The organism is Sphingopyxis sp. C-1 (assembly GCF_001047015.1).
Taxonomy (GTDB): Bacteria; Pseudomonadota; Alphaproteobacteria; order Sphingomonadales; family Sphingomonadaceae; genus Sphingopyxis.
Genome location: NZ_BBRO01000001.1, coordinates 1,051,589 through 1,066,303, shown reverse-complemented (window position 1 = coordinate 1,066,303; position 14,715 = coordinate 1,051,589). Strand labels below are relative to the sequence as shown.

Annotated in this window: 12 protein-coding genes; 6 read left to right on the top strand and 6 right to left on the bottom strand. The window is 64.8% G+C overall.

Going from position 1 to position 14,715, the window contains the following annotated elements:
* Positions 1-8 precede the first annotated feature (8 nt).
* The 3 genes from gltB (at position 9) to SC1_RS04855 (ending at position 6,104) form a co-directional block, all read left to right on the top strand.
* Positions 9-4,541, top strand: coding sequence for a glutamate synthase large subunit (gene gltB, locus SC1_RS04865; protein WP_062178325.1), 4,533 nt, complete (start codon positions 9-11; stop codon positions 4,539-4,541).
* Positions 4,542-4,742: 201 nt separating this feature from the next.
* Positions 4,743-5,168 carry a hypothetical protein gene (locus SC1_RS04860; protein ID WP_062178323.1) on the top strand — a complete coding sequence of 142 codons (426 nt, stop codon included), beginning with the start codon at positions 4,743-4,745 and terminating at the stop codon, positions 5,166-5,168.
* A gap of 264 nt (positions 5,169-5,432) precedes the next feature.
* On the top strand, positions 5,433-6,104 hold the full coding sequence (locus tag SC1_RS04855; protein ID WP_062178320.1) for a glutathione S-transferase family protein: 672 nt from the start codon (positions 5,433-5,435) through the stop codon (positions 6,102-6,104).
* Positions 6,105-6,273: 169 nt separating this feature from the next.
* Here the strand turns inward: SC1_RS04855 and SC1_RS04850 are convergent, their stop codons facing one another.
* On the bottom strand, positions 6,274-6,876 hold the full coding sequence (locus tag SC1_RS04850) for a YdeI family protein (RefSeq protein WP_238586576.1): 603 nt from the start codon (positions 6,874-6,876) through the stop codon (positions 6,274-6,276).
* Positions 6,864-7,589, bottom strand: coding sequence for a bifunctional 2-polyprenyl-6-hydroxyphenol methylase/3-demethylubiquinol 3-O-methyltransferase UbiG (gene ubiG / locus SC1_RS04845; RefSeq protein WP_062178317.1), 726 nt, complete (start codon positions 7,587-7,589; stop codon positions 6,864-6,866). The genes SC1_RS04850 and ubiG overlap by 13 nt, the downstream gene beginning before the upstream one ends.
* 161 nt (positions 7,590-7,750) lie before the next feature.
* On the opposite strand from ubiG, the gene SC1_RS04840 reads away from it, so the two are divergent.
* The gene (locus SC1_RS04840; protein ID WP_062178313.1) at positions 7,751-8,998 is read left to right on the top strand and encodes an aspartate kinase; all 1,248 of its coding nucleotides are present in this window, start codon (positions 7,751-7,753) and stop codon (positions 8,996-8,998) included.
* A gap of 3 nt (positions 8,999-9,001) precedes the next feature.
* Here the strand turns inward: SC1_RS04840 and SC1_RS04835 are convergent, their stop codons facing one another.
* From SC1_RS04835 to SC1_RS04820, 4 genes are all read right to left on the bottom strand, one after another.
* The gene (locus SC1_RS04835; protein ID WP_062178310.1) at positions 9,002-9,586 is read right to left on the bottom strand and encodes an inner membrane-spanning protein YciB; all 585 of its coding nucleotides are present in this window, start codon (positions 9,584-9,586) and stop codon (positions 9,002-9,004) included.
* A gap of 118 nt (positions 9,587-9,704) precedes the next feature.
* Positions 9,705-10,826, bottom strand: a complete 1,122-nt coding sequence (locus SC1_RS04830; protein ID WP_062178308.1) for an HlyD family secretion protein — start codon at positions 10,824-10,826, stop codon at positions 9,705-9,707.
* Positions 10,823-11,239, bottom strand: coding sequence for a PaaI family thioesterase (locus tag SC1_RS04825; protein ID WP_062178304.1), 417 nt, complete (start codon positions 11,237-11,239; stop codon positions 10,823-10,825). The genes SC1_RS04830 and SC1_RS04825 overlap by 4 nt, the downstream gene beginning before the upstream one ends.
* Positions 11,236-11,829: a TetR/AcrR family transcriptional regulator gene (locus tag SC1_RS04820; RefSeq protein WP_062178301.1), complete on the bottom strand. Its 594-nt coding sequence runs from the start codon at positions 11,827-11,829 to the stop codon at positions 11,236-11,238. The genes SC1_RS04825 and SC1_RS04820 overlap by 4 nt, the downstream gene beginning before the upstream one ends.
* A gap of 55 nt (positions 11,830-11,884) precedes the next feature.
* Here SC1_RS04820 and SC1_RS04815 point away from each other — a divergent pair, with 55 nt between their 5' ends.
* Together SC1_RS04815 and SC1_RS04810 are read left to right on the top strand one after the other, a co-directional pair.
* Complete coding sequence (locus tag SC1_RS04815) at positions 11,885-13,498, top strand: DHA2 family efflux MFS transporter permease subunit (RefSeq protein ID WP_062178298.1); 1,614 nt, start codon at positions 11,885-11,887, stop codon at positions 13,496-13,498.
* A 118-nt stretch (positions 13,499-13,616) separates the two neighbouring features.
* Complete coding sequence (locus SC1_RS04810; protein ID WP_062178295.1) at positions 13,617-14,300, top strand: hypothetical protein; 684 nt, start codon at positions 13,617-13,619, stop codon at positions 14,298-14,300.
* Positions 14,301-14,715 lie beyond the last annotated feature (415 nt).

The window sequence follows — 14,715 nt, the reverse complement described above, 5'->3', positions numbered from 1 at the left end:
GGACGAAGATGATGACCCACTACCCCACCCCCGATCACGCGCGGCTCGAAGCCGAAGGCATGTATCGCCCCGACATGGAATCCGATGCCTGCGGCGTCGGAATGGTCGCGGCGACCGACGGCAAGCCGTCGCGCCGCGTCGTCGAGGCGGCGATCGAAGCCCTGCGTGCCGTGTGGCACCGCGGCGCGGTCGACGCCGACGGCAAGACCGGGGATGGGGCGGGCATTCATGTCGACCTGCCCGTCCGCTTCTTCGACGATGCGATCGCGGCATCGGGGCACAAGGTGCGGCCGAACCGCCTCGCCGTCGGCATGGTCTTCCTGCCGCGCACCGATCTGGGCGCGCAGGAGGAATGCCGCACGATCGTCGAGGCCGAGATCATCGACGCGGGCTTCACCATCTATGGCTGGCGCCAGGTACCCGTCGACGTGTCGGTGATCGGCGACAAGGCACAGCGCACGCGCCCCGAGATCGAGCAGATCATGATCGCCGGGCCGCTGCCCGACGAGCAATCGATCGCCGAGTTCGAAAAGCAGCTCTATCTCGTCCGCCGCCGGATCGAGAAAAAGGTCATCGCGGCGCAGATCGCCGACTTTTATATCTGCAGCCTGTCGGCACGCTCGATCATCTATAAGGGCCTGTTCCTCGCCGAAAGCCTCGCGGACTTCTATCCAGACCTCACGAACAAGCTGTTCGAAAGCCGGGTCGCGATCTTTCACCAGCGCTATTCGACCAACACCTTCCCGCAATGGTGGCTGGCGCAGCCGTTCCGCTGCCTCGCGCACAATGGCGAAATCAATACGATCCGCGGCAACAAGAATTGGATGAAGAGCCACGAGATCAAGATGGCGAGCCTCGCTTTCGGCGAGCATAGCGAAGATATCAAGCCCGTGATCCCGGCGGGCGCGTCGGACACCGCCGCGCTCGACGCGGTGTTCGAGGCGCTGTGCCGCGCCGGCCGCGACGCGCCGACCGCAAAGCTGATCCTCGTTCCCGAGGCGTGGACGACCGAATGCGACGTCCCCGACAACCACCGCGCGATGTACTCCTACCTCGCCAGCGTCATGGAGCCGTGGGACGGCCCCGCGGCGCTCGCGATGACCGATGGCCGCTGGGCGGTCGCGGGCATGGACCGCAACGCGCTGCGCCCGCTCCGCTACACGCTGACCGCCGACAACCTGCTCGTCGTCGGCTCGGAAAGCGGGATGGTGCTGCTGCCCGAGGCGAGCATCCGCAAGAAGGGCCGCCTGGGCCCGGGTCAGATGATCGCGGTCGATCTCGACGACGGCACGCTCTACGAAGATCTCGCGATCAAGGACAAGATCGCAGACGCCGCCGACTATGCCTCGCGGGTCAAGGGCTTCCGCACGATGGCCGACCTCCCCAAGGGCGGCAAGTCGAGCCTGCCGACCTTCGAACGCAGCGAATTGCTGCGCCGCCAGGTCGCCGCGGGCCTCACCATGGAAGATATGGAACTGATCCTGTCGCCAATGGTCGAGGATGCGAAGGAAGCGATCGGGTCGATGGGCGACGACACGCCGCTCGCGGTCATCTCCGACAAGCCGCGCCACGTCGCGCAATTCTTCCGCCAGAATTTCAGCCAGGTCACCAACCCGCCGATCGACAGCTTGCGCGAACGGCATGTGATGAGCCTGAAGACGCGCTTTGCCAACCTCGCGAACATCCTCGACGAAAAGGGGCAGAGCGACCACGTTCTCGTGATCGACAGCCCCGTACTCGTCGGCGACGACTGGGATCGCCTGCGCGCCTATTTCGGCGATGCTGTCGCCGACATCGACTGCACTTTCGCTGCGGGTGGCGACGCCTCGACGTTGCGCGAAGCGATTGCGCGCGTTCGCCGCGAGGCCGAAGACGCCGTGCGGGCCGGACGCTCCGAACTCTTCCTCACCGACCAGTCGATCGGCGAAGGCCGCGTCGGGGTCGCGATGGTGCTCGCCGCCGCGGCCGTCCACACGCATCTCGTGCGCAAGGGCCTGCGCAGCTACGCCTCGATCAACGTCCGCTCGGCCGAAGTGCTCGACACGCATGCCTTTGCGGTGCTCGTTGGCGTCGGTGCGACGACCGTCCACGCCTATCTGGCCGAAGCCGCGATCGCCGACCGCTGGGCGCGCGGTCTGTTCGGCGGCGAACTGAGCCTGGACGATTGCCGCCTGCGCTTCCGCAAGGCGATCGACGACGGCCTGCTCAAGATCCTCGCCAAGATGGGGATCGCGGTGATCTCCTCCTATCGCGGCGGCTATAATTTCGAGGCGGTCGGGCTCAGCCGCGCGCTCGTCAACGACCTGTTCCCCGGAATGCCTGCCAAGATTTCCGGCGAAGGCTATCAGTCGCTCTTCATCAACGCGACCGACAAGCATACCGCCGCGTTCGACAGCCGCGTCACCACCCTGCCGATCGGCGGTTTCTATCGTCAGCGCGCGGGCGGCGAAGCACATGCCTATTCGGCGCAACTGATGCACCTGCTGCAGACCGCGGTCGCGACCGACAGCTATTCGACCTATCTGCAATTTGCGCGCGGGGTCGCCGACCTGCCGCCGATCTATCTGCGCGATCTGATGGAGTTCAACTATCCGGCGCAGGGCGTCCTGCTCGACAGCGTCGAGGCGATCACCGAAATCCGCAAGCGCTTCGTCACCCCGGGCATGTCCCTCGGTGCGCTGTCGCCCGAGGCGCATGAGACGCTGGCGATCGCAATGAACCGCATCGGCGCGAAAGCGGTGTCGGGCGAAGGCGGCGAAGCCAGCGAACGCTATCGCCCCTATGCCAATGGCGACAACGCCAACAGCAACATCAAACAGATCGCCAGCGGCCGTTTCGGCGTCACCGCCGAATATCTCGGCGCGTGCGACGAGATCGAAATCAAGGTCGCGCAGGGAGCCAAGCCCGGCGAAGGCGGCCAGCTTCCGGGCTTCAAGGTGACCGAATTCATCGCGCGTCTGCGCCATGCGACGCCCGGCGTGACGCTCATCTCGCCGCCGCCGCATCACGACATCTATTCGATCGAGGATCTGGCGCAGCTCATCTATGACCTGAAGCAGATCAACCCGAAGGCGCGCGTCTGCGTGAAGCTCGTCAGTTCGGCGGGCATCGGCACCGTTGCGGCGGGCGTCGCCAAGGCGCACGCCGACGTCATCCTTGTCGCGGGCAACACCGGCGGCACTGGCGCGAGCCCCCAGACCAGCGTCAAATATGCCGGGACGCCGTGGGAAATGGGGCTTTCCGAAGTCAATCAGGTGCTGACGCTCAACGGCCTGCGCCATCGCATCCGCCTGCGCACCGACGGCGGCCTCAAGACCGGGCGCGACATCGTGATCGCCGCCATCTTGGGCGCCGAGGAATATGGCATCGGGACGCTCAGCCTCGTCGCGATGGGCTGCATCATGGTGCGCCAGTGCCACTCGAACACCTGCCCCGTCGGCGTCTGTACGCAGGATGAAAAGCTGCGCCAGAAGTTCACCGGCAGCCCCGAGAAGGTCATCAACCTGATGACCTTCATCGCCGAGGAAGTGCGCGAAATCCTCGCCAAGCTCGGCTGCCGCAGCCTCGACGAAGTGATCGGCCGCACCGAATTGCTGCGTCAGGTCAGCCGCGGCGCCGAACATCTCGACGACCTGGACCTCAACCCGATCCTTGCGAAGGTCGATGCACCCGACGATCAGCGTCGCTCGCAGGGGCCGAGCTTCCGCAACCCGGTGCCCGACAGCCTCGACGCGCAGATCCTCAATGACGCGAAGCCCTTGTTTGAACGCGGCGAGCGCATGCAGCTCACGTACAATGTCCGCAACACGCACCGCGCCGTCGGTACGCGCCTCTCGGCCGAAGTCACTGCGCGCTTTGGCATGAAAGGCCTCGCCGACGACCATGTGCAGGTCCGTCTGCGCGGGACCGCGGGCCAGTCGCTCGGCGCCTTCCTGTGTCAGGGCATCACGCTCGAGGTATTCGGCGACGCCAACGACTATGTCGGCAAGGGCCTGTCAGGCGGCCGCATCGTCGTGCGCCCGACCGTCTCCAGCCCGCTGGTCAGCCAGCACAACAGCATCATCGGCAACACCGTCCTTTACGGCGCGACCGCGGGCACATTGCTCGCGGCGGGTCAGGCGGGCGAGCGTTTCGCGGTCCGCAACTCGGGCGCACGCGTCGTCGTCGAGGGCTGCGGCGCGAACGGCTGCGAATATATGACCGGCGGCACCGCGGTGATCCTGGGCCCCGTCGGCTCGAATTTCGGTGCCGGCATGACCGGCGGCATGGCGTTCATCCTCGACACCGACGATCAGTTCGAGGGCCACGCCAACGGCGAATCGATCGTCTGGCAGCGGCTGGCGAGCAGCCACTGGGAAAATACTCTCAAGGAGCTGGTCGAGGAACATGCCAAGGCGACGGGAAGCAAATGGTCGGCCGAAGTGCTGGCCGATTGGGACCGCTGGCGCGAGCGCTTCTGGCAGGTGTGCCCGAAGGAAATGCTCAGCCGTCTCGCACATCCCCTCAGCGATGCTGAAGCCGAAGTGGTCGCAGCCGAGTAATGTACGTCGCCCCCGCGAAGGCGGGGGCCGCTATCGGCCTTGCGCTACCTTTCCGGCCGCCCCCGCCTTCGCGAGGGCGGCGGCTAGTCGCGTCATCGTATCAGCCTGCCGCAATCATCGAACGCGTTCACCGCAGCGAAAGCGTCCTTCCTTTAACAAAGCCACTTTGCTGACCCCCTCGTCCCTCGAAAGGATCGAGCCATGACCCGCCTCGCCCTCATAGCCCTCCCCCTGCTCGCGCTCGCCGCGCCGCTGCCTGCTGCTGCGAACGACATGCGGGGCGCTGTTGCGACGCTCAACGATCCGGTCGCGCAGGACCGCATGGCCGATACGATCACGGCCATGGTGGGCGCTCTGATGCAGATGCAGGTCGGCCCGCTCGCCAAGGCGGTGGCGCAGATCGATCCCGAATCCGACGCCGCCTATATCCCGCCCGATGCCACGCTTGGCGAAGTGACCGGCCGCGATCCCGAATATGCCGAGCGCATGGGCGCCGACGTCCGCGCGAGCACGCGCATGGCAGGCCACGCCGCGTCGGCGCTCGCGGCCTATGCCCCGGTCCTCAAGGACATGGCGCGCGACCTTGCCGCGCAGTGGGAAAGAGAGCGCGAGGCATCGCGCCGCTAGCGTGTGATGACATCGAATGGACTCGTCATTGCGAGCGACGAAGCCGCGCGGCAATCCAGGACGTGCGCAAACCGCTCTGGATTGGTTGACCTTCGGTCGCCTGCGGCCCGCTCCGCTCGCAATGACGGAGTGGGTCAATACAAAGTCATCAGACTCTAACCTCCCCATCTTGGCCACCCCGGCGCAGGCCGGAATGACGACTAAACTGGTGACATGTTCCCATAGCCGTTGCGCGCGGCGCCTTGCTGCCGCTATGCCGGGGGTATGTGGCAACTCTATCAATTCCCGCTCTGTCCCTTTTCGCGCAAGGTTCGCCTTTTGCTGGGCGAAAAGGGCATTGGATATGAATTGGTGCGCGAATCGCCGTGGGAACGCCGCGACGAATTCATCGACCTGAACCCCGCCGGGCGCACTCCGGTAATGGTCGATCAGTCGCGCGGTCAGGTGCTGATGGACAGCATGGCGATCGCCGAATATTTCGAGGAAACGGTCGAGGGCAAGGCGATGATCAACGGCACGGCGGCAAACCGCGCCGAGATCCGCCGGCTGACGTCATGGTTCGATCATGACTTCTATTATGAAGTCACCGGCCCACTACTCTTCGAACGGATGCAGAAGCGTATCGTCCACCGCCAGCCGCCCGATGGCGGCGCGCTGCGCGAGGCGATGAAGGCCGCGAACAACCATCTCGACTATGTCGATTATCTGATCGATCACCGCACCTGGCTCGCAGGCGCGACGATGAGCTTGGCCGACCTGACCGCCGCCGCACATATCTCGGTCGCCGACTATCTGGGCGGGATCGACTGGACCGGGCATGAGCAGACTAAGGGCTGGTATTCGGGCCTGAAATCGCGGCCGAGCTTCCGCCCATTGCTCGCCGAACGGATGGAGATTGTGACGCCGCCGAAATATTATGAGGATGTGGATTTTTGACGCCGCGCTGAATGCCAAGCGTTCCGAAACATCGACATGAAGAAAGCTGGAGACCTGTGATGATAGGGGCATGGATCGCGATCATCATTGGTGTCGCCACCGCTTTGATCCTCGCATTTTACAGCGTATTTTCTTCAACCAAGGATCCCGAGGCCTGACGGGAACGCGTTCAGCAGTTCTTGTATTTCCAGTTCCGGTCCTTGCCTTCAGCCACCTGCGCAACGATTGTTTCGATCCGCTTGGCCCGCGTTTCCTCGCGCTTCGCCTCGATCACCCATTCGATATAGTCGCGCCGCTTGCCGGGCGAAAAGGCGTCCCAATGACCTTGCGCAGCGGCATTGACCTTCAGCGCCGCTCCCAGGTCGGCGGGCAGATCGAGCGCCGCCTTGGGCTTTGGTGCCGCGCGCTTGGGCCTGCCCTCGGCACACAGCGCAGCCGCCTTTCCTATATAATCCGCCATCTGCTTGTCGGATGGCAGGTCGGCGAGCGACGCCAACCGTCCCATGCTCCCCATCGCGCCGGTATCGCGCGGCGATCCAGTCACCTCCTCGTCGCGCCAGAAGCCAAAGGTCGCATGCTCCTTGAACGCCGCCATTCCTGCAAGATTCTGTCCGCCCAGCACGAAATGCGGCACGCCCCATTTCAGCGTCTCTTCGGCGTCCGGCGCATATTTGTGCACCAGTTCGCGCAAATGGGTCAGGATCGGCTGCGCAAAGGGCTGCGCCTTCGCGATATAGTCGTCGACGCGGGGGTCGCGGGTCAGCCCGGCCACCTTGCTGCAACCAGATAGTTGAGCGCCTCGCTGCCGCCGAGTTTGAAGCCTTTTGCCGCCGACGGCGACAGGCCGGTACGGTCGATAACTTCCAGCCCCGCGCCTTCGAGCAATTTCGTCAATTCCTCGGGCTTCAGAAACTGGTCCCAATCGTGCGTGCCGCGCGGCACCGCGCCGACACGCTCGGCCGCCTCGACGAGGAGCAGCTTCGACAACATCGTCCGGTTCGGGGTCGACAGGATCATCAGCCCACCGGGCGCAAGCCGCGCCGCCAGTTCACCGATGAAGGCCGCGGGATCGGTCACATGCTCGACAACCTCCATCGAGGTCACGAGATCGAAGGTCGCGGGCGGCAGCGCGGCCAGTTCACCGGCAAAATAGGTGATCGGCAGCCCCTGCCCAGCCGCATGATCGCGGGCGGCGGCAATATTTTCCGGCGCCGCATCGACGCCGGTAACCGTGGCGCCCATCCGTGCTAGCGGCTCGGCGAGCAGCCCGGCGCCGCAGCCGACATCGATCGCGCTCCGTCCTGCCAGCGCATGGCGCTCGCGCGCATCGACGTGCCAATGCGCGTCAATCTGTTCGCGGATATAGGCAAGGCGAACCGGATTGAGCTTATGCAGCATTGCCGAAGAACCGTGCGGATCCCACCAGTCGGCGGCAAGCGCACCAAAATGGGCGGCTTCATTCGGATTGATCGTCGCGGCGCTCATAAGGGTGCGATGTGGCACTCCGCCATCATCGGCGCAAGAAATTCTATCGTGCGCATAGGTTCTCACGCTTGCCATCGCCCTCCCCCTTCCGTAACGACGCGGGCGCCGCGGAAATGCTCGGAAAAGTTGCGGCGGAAACCAGATCAGGAAAGCGGGGCGAGATGGCGCGGATCGTGATGAAATTCGGGGGCACGTCGATGGCGGGCACCGAGCGGATTCGCACCGTGGCGAAACTCGTCGCGCGCGAAGTCGCCAATGGCAACGAAGTCGCCGTCGTCGTTTCCGCCATGGCGGGCGAGACCGACCGGCTCGTCAATTTCTGCCGCGAAGCCAATCCGCGCTATGACCCCGCCGAATATGACGTCGTCGTCGCGGCGGGCGAACAGATCACTTCGGGCCTGCTGGCGCTGACGCTGCAGGCGATGGGCACGCCCGCGCGCAGCTGGCTCGGTTGGCAGCTCCCGATCCGCACCGAAGAGGCGCATGCCCGCGCGCGCATCGCCGACATCGACACCGGCGCGCTCGCCGCCGCGATGGCAAAGGGCGAAGTCGCCGTGATCCCCGGCTTCCAGGGCATGATGGACGACGGCCGCGTCTCGACGCTTGGCCGCGGCGGTTCGGATACCAGCGCGGTCGCGGTCGCGGCAGCGCTGAAGGCCGATCGCTGCGACATCTATACCGACGTCGACGGCGTCTACACCACCGACCCACGCATCGTCGCGCGTGCGCGCAAGCTCGACTATGTCACCTATGAGGAAATGCTCGAACTCGCGAGTGTCGGCGCCAAGGTGCTCCAGACCCGTTCGGTCGGGCTCGCGATGAAGGAGGGCGTGCGCGTGCAGGTGCTCTCGAGCTTCGTCGAGGGCGACGAGGCTCCGAAAAAAGGCACGATGATCGTCAGCGACGAGGAAATAGAGGAACATCAGATGGAACGGCAGCTGATCACCGGCATCGCCCACGACAAGAATGAAGCGAAGATCATCGTTACCCGCGTGCCCGACAAGCCGGGCGCGGTCGCGAACATCTTCGGCCCGCTCGCCGCGGCCGGGATCAACGTCGACATGATCATCCAGAATGTCGGCCGCGAAAAGGGTGAGACCGACGTGACCTTTACCGTTCCGGCCACCGACCTGCTCCGCTCGATCGACCTGCTGGAAGCCGCGAAGGAAAAGATCGGCTTCAACCGCATCATCAGCGATGACAAGGTCGCAAAGATCAGCGTCGTCGGCGTCGGCATGAAGAGCCACGCAGGCGTCGCGAGCACGATGTTCCGCGCGCTCGCCGATCGCGGCATCAACATCCAGGCGATCTCGACCAGCGAGATCAAGGTCAGCGTGCTGATCGACGAGGATGAAACCGAACTCGCGGTGCGTGTGCTGCACACCGCCTATGGGCTGGACGCCGACTAGGCTTTATTCGGCCGCGAGCGGCTGCAGTTCGCCGCCCGCGCGGCGGCGCAGCCGTGCCTGCCCGATGAAGTGCACGACCGCGACGTGGACCGCGAAAAGGCCGAATTTCGACGCCAGCGGGAAAATCCCGATAAACAGCGGCCACCATGCGGTAAAGAACAGCGCGACGACGAGGTTCAGCCCCGCGCTCGCGAACATCAGCGCCGCCCAGAGCATCCCGAACCGGTCCATGACATCGCCGACGAGTTCTAGCTGTTCAGGCAATATATAGCGATTGAGCCAGCCGCGACGGAGCATCACCGACCCGACGATCAGGTAGACAATCGTCGGCTTGGCCATCACGAAGCGCGGATCGCCGGTAAAGAGGGTCGCGGCGGCGGTGAGCAATACCGACGCCAGGCTGATCCATTGCAGCGCCGCGACCTTCTTGCCGCGCGCCAATTCATAACCGACGACGCCAAGCGCAACGACGGTCCCGGCGATCGTCGCAGGGACGATCCCCGCGCCGGCAACGAGCAGCACCGCAAAAACGAGCACGCCGAGCGAGTCGAACAGCATCGGTCCGAGAGCGTAGAGCAAGGTTTTCATCCGCCTGTCCTTTCCGACTCAATGTTATCGACGTAAACATTGATCGCGGACGGGCGCGAGGTCAAGGATAAATTGACGCTGTTAACATGATATGCGGTGAAGCGCGCCTGGGCGGCGATCAGCTACGAAGCCGGACCTTCGCCGTCACCGACAGGCCCGGGCGCAGTTCGGCGAGCGCCGCCTGCCCCGGATCGAGCCGGATGCGCACCCCTACGCGCTGGACGATCTTGGTGAAATTGCCCGATCCGGGCTCAAACGGCAGCAAGGTGAACTCGCTGCCCGATCCCGGGGCGAGACTTTCGACCGTGCCGCGCAGCGTTTCGCCCAGCGCATCGACATAGACATCGGCCTTTTGCCCCGGGCGCATCTCGCGCGTTTGCGTTTCCTTGAAATTGGCGACGACATAGATCGAGCGCACCGGCACGACCGAAAGCAGCCGCGATCCCGGCTGGACATAGTCGCCGACCTGGATGCGCCGGTTGCCGACGACGCCGTCGATCGGCGCTGCGACGAGCGTATGTCCGCGATCGAGCTTCGCCAGTGCGAGCGCGGCGCGCGCCTTCGCCGCCTCGGCTTCGGCCGCCCTGACCTGCGCCGACAGGATCGGCCCCTTGGCGCGCGTCACCGCCGCCGCCTCGACACTCGCGCCCAGATCGGCGCGCGAGCGCTGTGCTGCCGACGCCGCGCCGACCGCGGTCGCCGACACCTGCTCGGCATCGCGCTTCGTCACGAAGCCGTCGACGAGCAGCGCATTGTAACGCCGCCGGTCCTCGGCCGCGCGCGCAAATTCGGCATCGGCGGCGGCGATCTGCGTATTCACCGAACGGATCTGCGCCGCCGCAAGCTTCTGCTCGGCGCCCAGCGAGGCGAGCGTCGCGCGCGCCGTCGCGACCTGTGCATCGGCATCGGCGACCGCGGCCTCGGCCGCCATCAACCGCGAGTCATAATCGCGCACGTCGATGCGGACGAGCGGATCGCCCGCCTTCACCGCCTGATTGTCCTTCACCAGCACCGCGGTAACCAGCCCGCCGACGCGCGGCGCCACCTCGCTGGCGTCCGCCTGCAGATAGGCGTTGTCGGTCGACTCCGCGCTGCGCGGCGACAATATCCACCATGTACCGAGCGCGGCGATGACGAGCGCAACAAGCCCGACCTTCCACGCCTTTTTCGGCAGCGCGATCCCGCGGCGCCCGATTTCCTTGGCCGGCGCTTCGGCCTCGATCGTCATCGGCGCGTTCATGGCTGGATCACCAACAGGGTCGATGTCGCCGTCGCAAGGATACGCCCTGCCTCGTCGGTGATCTTCGCCTCGGTATAGGCGACCCGGCGGCCGATCGAGATCACCCGCCCCTCGGCGCGCACCTTGCCGGTCTTTTCGGTCATGGCCTTCAGATAGGAGGTCTTGAGCTCGAGCGTCGTCATCGACTGCCCCTCCTCAAGCTTGGTCACGACCGCGATCCCGCATGCGGAATCGAGCAAGGTCGCTGCATAACCGCCGTGGACAGTCCCCTGCGGATTATAATGTTCGGGGCCCGGCACGCCTTCGAACGCCGCCCAGCCATCGCCGGCATCGACCAGCTGAAAACCCAGCGTATGCCCGATCGGTGGGCGGCCGCCCGATGCAATCAGTCCCTGCACCCGCGCGAGCGTCATTGTGCGACCTCCAGCCCATAGCGTGCCACGATGCTGGCGTGGGTATCGGCGAGCATCGCGTCGGAAAGCGCCGGATCGCCAACCGCCCGCGCGAGCGCGACACCGCCAACGAGCTGCGCAAGCAGCGCGTGCGATTCGGCCCGCGCGTCCGCAAAGCCCAGCTTCGCGAGCGGTCCGGCCAGCCGGCTCGCAATCCCCTCGACCCCGGCGCCGAAACGATTGCGCGTCGCGGGCTGCGACCGTGCGAAATCGCCCGACAGCGTCGGCAGCGGGCAGCCCCGGTCGCGCCCGTCGCGATGCGCGGGCGACAGGTAGAAATCGATATAGGCACGCAGGACGCCGCGCGGTTCGCCGTCATGGTCGATCCGGTCGCTGCGCACGCGCGCATCGGCGAACATCGTACCGATCGCCTCCTTCACCAGCGCGTCCTTCGACGGAAAATGGGCATAGAAGCCGCCATGGGTCAGCCCCGCGCGCGCCATGATTCCCGCCACGGCGACATTGTCCGGTCCCTTCGCGCGAATCTCCTTCGCCGCCTCTTTCAGCACCCGTTCGCGGGTCTCTGCCTTGTGCTCGGTTGAATAGCGCACTTGCGTCTCCTTTTATATGACGCATATAATATAAAGACGACAGGACACAAGACCCATGGCCTCCATCCCGCTTTCTCCCGCCGCCGGCGCCGCTTCGGACGACGCACCGTTCAACCCGGCGGCGATGCCCGACGCACGGAAATATCTGATCTTTGCCGTGATGGCGTTCGGCCAGTTCATGGCGCTGATCGACATCCAGATCGTCGCTGCTTCCCTGAACGAGGTGCAGGCGGGGCTCAGCGCCGGACCCGACGAAATAAGCTGGGTACAGACTGCCTATCTGATGGCCGAACTGGTGATGATCCCCTTCTCTGCCTTCCTCGCGCAGGCGCTCTCGACGCGCTGGCTGTTCGCGGCGTCGGCGGGGCTGTTCACGATCGCAAGCATACTGTGCGGCCTCGCGTGGAGCATCGAATCGATGATCCTTTTCCGCGCCGTGCAGGGCTTTGTCGGCGGCGCGATGATCCCGACCGTCTTCGCGACGGGATATATGCTGTTCGAGGGCAAGCAGCGCGCAATGATCCCCGCGATCCTCGGCATGGTGTCGGTGCTGGCCCCGACGCTTGGCCCGACGGTCGGCGGCTGGATCACCGATGCGATGGGCTGGCGCTGGGTCTTTTTCATCAACGTCCTGCCCGGCGCGATGGTGACGCTCGCGATCCTGGCGCTCGTCCGCATCGACAAGCCGAACCTGCCGATGCTGCGCCGTATCGACTGGGTGCATCTCGCCTCGATGGCGGTGTTCCTCGCGGGACTGGAGTTCGTGCTGGAGGAGGGACCGAAGCACGACTGGTTCAGCGAGCCCGAAATCGCGATCGGCGCCTGGATGTCATTCGTCGCCTTTGGCCTCTTCCTCGAACGCTCCTTCCGTTCGGACGGGCCGATCGTCAGGCTCACGCCATTCCGCAAACCGACCTTTGTCTTCGCCTGCGTCTTCAATCTCGTGATCGGCTTCGGCCTCTATGCCAGCACCTATCTCGTTCCGATCTTCCTCGGCCGCGTGCAGGGCTATAACGCCTCCGAAATCGGGACGACGGTCTTCGTTTCGGGCCTCGCCCAACTCCTCGGCGTCCCGATCGCCGCGGCATTGTCGCAAAAGGTCGACCAGCGCATCGTCATCACCTTCGGGCTCAGCCTCTTCGCGCTCGGCCTCTGGATGTTCAGCTTCATGACCCCCGAATGGGGTTTCGCCGCACTCTTCTGGCCCCAGGTCGTGCGCAGCTTCGCGATCATGCTGTGCATCGTGCCCTCGGTCGGCCTTGCGCTGGGCAATTTCGAGGGGCCCGAACTCCGCTACGCCTCGGGCCTGTTCAACCTGATGCGCAACCTTGGCGGCGCGATCGGCATCGCGCTCGTCAACACCTGGCTCAGCGACAATCTGCGCATCCATATGCTGCGCCTGTCGGAAGCATTGGGCCGCTCGGCCGACGCCGCGAACGAAGCCGCGGCGGGGCTGGCGCAGCATATTGGCCGTTATGTGTCCGACCCCGCGCTCGCGCAGCAGATGGCAGAGGGCACGCTCGGCCGCATCGTCGGCCGCGAGGCGCTGACGCTGGCTTTCGACGACGTCTTTCGCCTGATGGCATATCTGTTCCTGGCGGCGCTGGTGATGGTCCCCTTTTGCAAGCCGCCCCCGATCGGCGGCCCCGCGCCGAAGGACGCGCATTAGCCGAAAAAATCGGGAAGTTCATCGAAAACAACTGGTTGCAAACAAGCGTTTGCGCTGCAAAACCGCGCATCGAATGCCGGGGGCCTCGGGACCAGCCCAATACCAAACAGAGGATAAAATGCGAATAGAAGGCAATTATGCGGACGATGGTTATGCGACAATCAGGGGCCTGATCCCTCCAGAGGTTGCCACGAATCTCTTCAAGCAATTGCAGATGGACCTTCAGGGTGCGGGAAAATCTTTCGACACCTTTGCCAAGTCGCACCAGCTGTCGAAGCAGCGGACGGTCGATATCTCGGGCCATTTCTACCGCCCGCTGACCACCTTCCTCTGGGGTCTTACGCCGATCGTCAGCGAACTGACCGGGGCCGACCTGCTGCCAAGCTACGACTATTTTCGTATCTATCAGAAGGACGATATCTGCCGCGTCCATTCGGACCGCCCTTCGTGCGAGCACAGCGTCTCACTCACGCTTGCCTATAGCGACGATGTGCCGTGGCCGCTCGAAGTCGGCTCCGTGCCGGTCGAAGGCGAAGGCCCGTGCGTCGATGATTTCGGCGACGAGCCCTATACCGCGGTGGCGATGCAGCCCGGCGACGCGGTGCTATACCGCGGCATCGACCTGCGCCACGGCCGGACGATGCCCAACCCCAACCGATGGTCCGCACACCTCTTCCTGTTCTGGGTCGAGCGCAACGGCGATTTCGCGCAACATGCCTTCGACGAACAGCGCCTGAAGTCGGAACTGCAGCGGGTCGGCAATCTGCAACCCCGCGCAGACCCGATCACGGCCAGAGCCTGATCAGGGTCCGGTAGCGACCGGAAGCGGACACTCCACCCAATCTAAACCGTTCGCATCGAGCGCAGTCGAGATGCCCATTGGGCTGGGCGTTTCGTCGATGGGTGTCTCGACTTCGCTCGACACGAACGGAGAAAGGGCGGAGCTCAAAGCGACCGGTTGCAGACCTCCCCATCATCGTCACCCTCGAACGCGACACGTGGCTCGTTCGACTTGATCCGGGGTCCCGCTTGAAGTCGAAGCCAGTGGGCGCCTCAAAGAAGCGGGATCCCGGGTCAAGCCCGGGATGACGGAGGGGGGCGACAAAACGACCGCTCACCACCCCCCAGCAGCCACACCGCCCTGTCCGCGCCGCGAATAATCAGTAGGGGCTTGGTTTCCCATTTCCGAAACACCATCTGAACGACATGGGGCCCGC

Excerpts from the sequence above, each read along its gene's own strand:
- gltB (WP_062178325.1), top strand. The coding sequence starts at position 9 with ATGATGACCCACTACCCCACCCCCGATCACGCGCGGCTCGAAGCCGAA.
- SC1_RS04810 (WP_062178295.1), top strand. The coding sequence starts at position 13,617 with ATGCGAATAGAAGGCAATTATGCGGACGATGGTTATGCGACAATCAGG.
- SC1_RS04855 (WP_062178320.1), top strand. The coding sequence starts at position 5,433 with ATGTGGCAACTCTATCAATTCCCGCTCTGTCCCTTTTCGCGCAAGGTT.
- SC1_RS04825 (WP_062178304.1), bottom strand. The coding sequence starts at position 11,239 with ATGACGCTCGCGCGGGTGCAGGGACTGATTGCATCGGGCGGCCGCCCA.
- SC1_RS04840 (WP_062178313.1), top strand. The coding sequence starts at position 7,751 with ATGGCGCGGATCGTGATGAAATTCGGGGGCACGTCGATGGCGGGCACC.
- ubiG (WP_062178317.1), bottom strand. The coding sequence starts at position 7,589 with ATGAGCGCCGCGACGATCAATCCGAATGAAGCCGCCCATTTTGGTGCG.
- SC1_RS04815 (WP_062178298.1), top strand. The coding sequence starts at position 11,885 with ATGGCCTCCATCCCGCTTTCTCCCGCCGCCGGCGCCGCTTCGGACGAC.
- SC1_RS04860 (WP_062178323.1), top strand. The coding sequence starts at position 4,743 with ATGACCCGCCTCGCCCTCATAGCCCTCCCCCTGCTCGCGCTCGCCGCG.
- SC1_RS04835 (WP_062178310.1), bottom strand. The coding sequence starts at position 9,586 with ATGAAAACCTTGCTCTACGCTCTCGGACCGATGCTGTTCGACTCGCTC.
- SC1_RS04830 (WP_062178308.1), bottom strand. The coding sequence starts at position 10,826 with ATGAACGCGCCGATGACGATCGAGGCCGAAGCGCCGGCCAAGGAAATC.